This window comes from Pseudomonas sp. UBA6753, assembly GCF_002453565.1.
In the GTDB taxonomy this organism is placed as follows: domain Bacteria; phylum Pseudomonadota; class Gammaproteobacteria; order Pseudomonadales; family Pseudomonadaceae; genus Aquipseudomonas; species Aquipseudomonas putida_Z.
The window spans coordinates 739-5404 of the sequence record NZ_DKHD01000028.1 but is presented as its reverse complement, the minus strand read 5'-3'; the positions used below and the strand labels follow the sequence as shown (position 1 = coordinate 5404).

Annotated in this window: 1 protein-coding gene; it reads left to right on the top strand. The window is 65.8% G+C overall.

What is annotated here, in order from left to right; all coding sequences use genetic code 11:
• Positions 1 to 594: 594 nt before the first annotated feature.
• Positions 595 to 4666 (top strand): amino acid adenylation domain-containing protein (locus B2790_RS10250; protein ID WP_349681752.1); only part of this gene is annotated, 4072 nt, incomplete at its 3' end.

Here is a 4666-nt window from a genome sequence, read left to right as displayed (position 1 = left end):
GTGGGAGCGGGCATGCCCGCGAACACCGGCGTAGCCGGTGCCATGCACCGCGTCGGATTCTTCGCGGGCGCGCCCGCTCCCACAGGTATGGCGCATTCCTTCAGCTGGTGGGGGCCCTGTGGGAGCGGGTTTACCCGCGAAGCAGGCGACGCGGTGGATGGCACCGGCTGCGCCGGTGTTCGCGGGCGCGCCCGCTCCTACAGGTACAGCGCATTCCTTCAGCTGATGGGGTGCTTGTGGGAGCGGGCATGCCCGCGAAGCAGGTGACGCGGTGGGTGGCACCGGCTGCGCCGGTGTTCGCGGGCGCGCCCGCTCCTACAGGTACGGCGCAGGCTTCCGAGTCCCACAGGGGCCCTGCCAATTCAATGAGTTATGTGCAGTGCCATGGGAAGTGGGTTCGGTGCAGGTATCAGGCTGACGCTGTACATGCACCGGGCGCTGCCTCCCCCGAATTTCCATCTAAATCCATGCCACCACTCAACCGTCTAACTACGGAGGAAATTGATGAGCTGATTTCTTAGGAGATTCCCTGTGCAAGAGCTGCTCGATACGGTCGTATCGTTGTCCACCCAAAAACGTAAGGCGTTGGCAGCCTTGCTCAAGAAACAAGGCGTGAACCTGTACGGTGTCACGCCGATCTTCCCGAGGGATCCTGCAGAGCCGGTGCTGCTTTCCTACGCTCAGCAGCGCCTGTGGATACTGTCGCAACTGGGCGAGGTGGGCAGCGCGTACAACCTCTCGTCCGTCTTGCGTTTCAAAGGCCACCTGGATACCCAAGCCCTGCAGCGCAGTTTCGAGGCCCTGATCGAGCGCCACGAAACGCTGCGTACCACCTTCCGCCTGGAAGGGGAGCAAGCGGTTCAGGTGATCCACCCACATGTCCCTTTCGAACTGGCCGTTGAAGTGCTGGCGCAGGCCGATGACAGCCACCTGCGTCAGCGTGTCGAGGCCGAAGCCCACCTGCCTTTCGACCTGCAACAGGGCCCGCTGCTGCGTGTGCGCCTGTTGCGCCAGGCAGCAGACGAACACGTTCTGGTGCTGACCCTGCACCACATCGTCTCCGACGGCTGGTCGATGCCGGAAATGGTCAACGAGCTGGTGCAGCTCTACCACGGCCACAGCCAGGGCCAACCCGTGGCGTTGCCGACACTGCCGGTGCAGTACGCCGATTACGCCACCTGGCAGCGCAACTGGATGGAGGCCGGCGAGCAGGAAAGGCAACTGGCCTACTGGACCGCGCAACTGGGGGAAGAGCAGCCCGTGCTGGAGCTGCCCACCGACCGCCCGCGGCCCGCCGTGAGCAGCCATCAGGGCGCACGGGTAAAGGTCGCTCTGGACCAGCAACTGGCCGGGGCGCTCAAGCAGCTGGCACAGCAGCAGGGCGTGACGCCGTTCATGCTGTTGCTGGCCAGCTTCCAGGCGCTGCTGCACCGCTACAGCGGCCAGCCAGACATCCGCGTCGGTGTACCGGTTGCCAACCGCAACCGGGTCGAGACCGAGCGCCTGATCGGCTTTTTCGTCAACACCCAGGTGCTAAGGGCCGAGTTCGACCTGCAGATGACCTTCATTGAGCTGCTGCAGCAGGTGAAGCAACGCGCACTGGGTGCCCAGGCCCATCAGGACCTGCCGTTCGAGCAGTTGGTCGAGGCCTTGCAGGTCGAGCGCAACCTGGGCCACAGCCCGCTGTTCCAGGTGATGTACAACCACCAGACCCAGGCCAAGGGCGAGCGCCGTAGCCTGCAAGGGCTGCAGATGGAAGAGCTGGTCTGGGACAGCCACACGGCCAAGTTCGACCTGACCCTGGATACCTTCGAGCACGAGCAGGTCATTGGCGCGGCACTGACCTACGCCACCGACCTGTTCGACGCGGCGACCATCGAGGGCATGGCCCGGCATTGGCTGAACCTGCTGCAGGGGATCGTATGCGAGCCTGGGCAGCGGGTTGCCGACCTGCCGCTGCTGGGCGAGCCTGAGCGGCACATCATCGTGCGCGACTGGAACGCCACCGAAGCGGACTTTCCGGCAGGGCAAAGCATCCATCAGCTGATCGAAGCCCAGGTGTTCGCCACCCCGGATGCCCCGGCGCTGGCCTTTGGCGAGCAGACCCTGAGCTATGCCGAGCTCAACCGCCGTAGCAACCAGCTGGCGCACAAGCTGCGCGAGCAGGGCGTGGGCCCGGACGTGCTGGTGGGCATCGCCATGGAGCGCAGCCTGGAGATGGTCATCGGCTTGCTGGGTATCGTGAAGGCCGGCGGCGCCTATGTGCCGCTGGACCCGGAATATCCCCAGGACCGTCTGAGCTACATGTTCGAGGACAGCGGCATCGCCTTGCTGCTGACCCAGTCGCACTTGCGCGAGACCCTGCCGATCCCGGCCGGCCTGCGCAGCCTGGACCTGGATACCGAGAACTTCGACGGCTACAGCGATGCCAACCCGAACGTCGACGTGGCCCCGCTGAACCTCGCCTACGTGATCTACACCTCCGGCTCCACCGGTCGCCCGAAGGGCGCTGGCAACAGCCATCAGGCGCTGGTCAACCGCCTGTGCTGGATGCAGAAGGCCTACGGGCTGGACGCCAGCGACAGCGTGCTGCAGAAAACCCCGTTCAGCTTCGACGTGTCGGTGTGGGAGTTCTTCTGGCCACTGATGACCGGCGCGCGCCTGGTCGTGGCCCAGCCGGGCGCGCACCGCGACCCGCAGTTGCTGGTCGAAACCATCAACCATTACGGCATCAGCACGCTGCACTTCGTGCCGTCGATGCTGCAGGCGTTCATGACCCACGAAGCGGTCGAAAGCTGCGTCAGTCTCAAGCGCGTGGTGTGCAGCGGTGAAGCGTTGCCGGCCGAACTGGCCCGCCAGACCCTGCAACGCCTGCCGGCGGCGGGCCTGTACAACCTGTACGGCCCGACCGAAGCGGCGATCGACGTGACCCACTGGACCTGCCAGCCGGACGAAAGCATCAGCGTGCCGATCGGCCAGCCGATCGACAACCTCAAGACCCACATCCTCGAAGGCAGCCTGCAACCGGCGGTGCGCGGCAGTGCTGGCGAGCTGTACCTCGGCGGCGTAGGCCTGGCCCGCGGTTACCACCAACGCCCGGCGCTGACCGCCGAACGCTTCGTGCCGGACCCGTTCAGCGACAACGGCGGGCGCCTGTACCGTACCGGCGACCTGGCGCGCTACCGCGCCGATGGCGTGATCGACTACGCCGGGCGCATCGACCACCAGGTGAAGATCCGCGGCCTGCGTATCGAACTGGGCGAGATCGAGGCGCGCTTGCTGGAGCTGCCGAGTGTGCAAGAAGCCGTGGTGCTGGCCCAGGACGGGCCAAGCGGCAAGCAGCTGGTGGGCTATGTGGTGCCTGCCGACAGCACGCAAGACGAAGGCGCATTGCGCGACAGCCTGCGCGAGGCGCTGAAGGCCGGTTTGCCGGACTACATGGTGCCCGCGCACCTGCTGCTGCTCGGCAAGCTGCCAGTGACGCCGAACGGCAAGCTGGACCGCAAGGCCCTGCCGCAGCCGGATGCCAGCCAGTCGCAGGGCGAGTACGTCGCCCCGCAGAGCGATCTGGAGCAGCAGATCGCGGCGATCTGGGCCGATGTGCTGAAGGTGGAGAGGGTCGGCCTCGGCGACCACTTCTTCCTGCAGGGCGGGCATTCTCTGCTGGCAGTTTCGGTGATTGCCCGCATTCGTCAGCACTTGGGGCTGGACGTGCAGTTGCTTACCCTGTTCGAGGCTCCGGTGTTGAGGGACTTTGCCAAACGTGCCGAGCACGGTGAACGGGCACAGGCTGCCGTCATCGAATGCGTGAGCAGGGCGCAGCCGCTAGCGCTTTCCTACGCCCAGCAACGGCAGTGGTTCTTGTGGCAATGGGCACCGCACAGCGCCACTTACAACATTCCGGCCGCACTGAAGCTGGCCGGGGCGCTGGATATCGCTGCTCTGCAACAAGCCTTCGGCGCCTTGATCGAGCGCCACGAAACCCTGCGCACCACCTTCCGCCTGGACGGCGAACAGGCAGTGCAGGTCATTCATGCTCAAGTGCCGTTCGAGCTGGCCATCGAGGAGCAGGCGCACGCCGACGAGGCCGCTGTGCGGGCCTGGGTCGAGACCGAAGCAGGACAACCGTTCGACCTGGAGCAGGGGCCGCTGCTGCGGGCCAGGCTGCTGCGCGTGGCGGCGGACCAGCATGTATTGGTGCTGACCCTGCACCATATCGTCGCCGATGGCTGGTCGATGCCGGTGCTGGTCGACGAACTGGTGCAACTGTATGCCGGCTACAGCCAGGGCCAGGTGCCGCAGTTGCCGCCCTTGCCGATCCAGTACGCGGACTTTGCCGTGTGGCAGCGCAACTGGATGGAGGCCGGTGAGCAGGCGCGGCAGCTGGCCTACTGGACCGAACAGTTGGGTGATGAGCAACCGGTGCTGGAGCTGCCGTTGGACCATCCGCGCCCGGCAGTACCGAGCCACCAAGGCGCGCGTTGGCCGATTGAGTTGGGCAATGAGCTGGCGGCCAACCTCAAGCGCGTTGCCCAGCAGCAGGGCGTGACGCCGTTCATGCTGTTACTGGCCAGCTTCCAGACCCTGCTGCATCGCTACTCGGGCCAGGCCGACATCCGTGTTGGTGTGCCCACGGCCAACCGCAACCGGGTCGAGACCGAGCGCC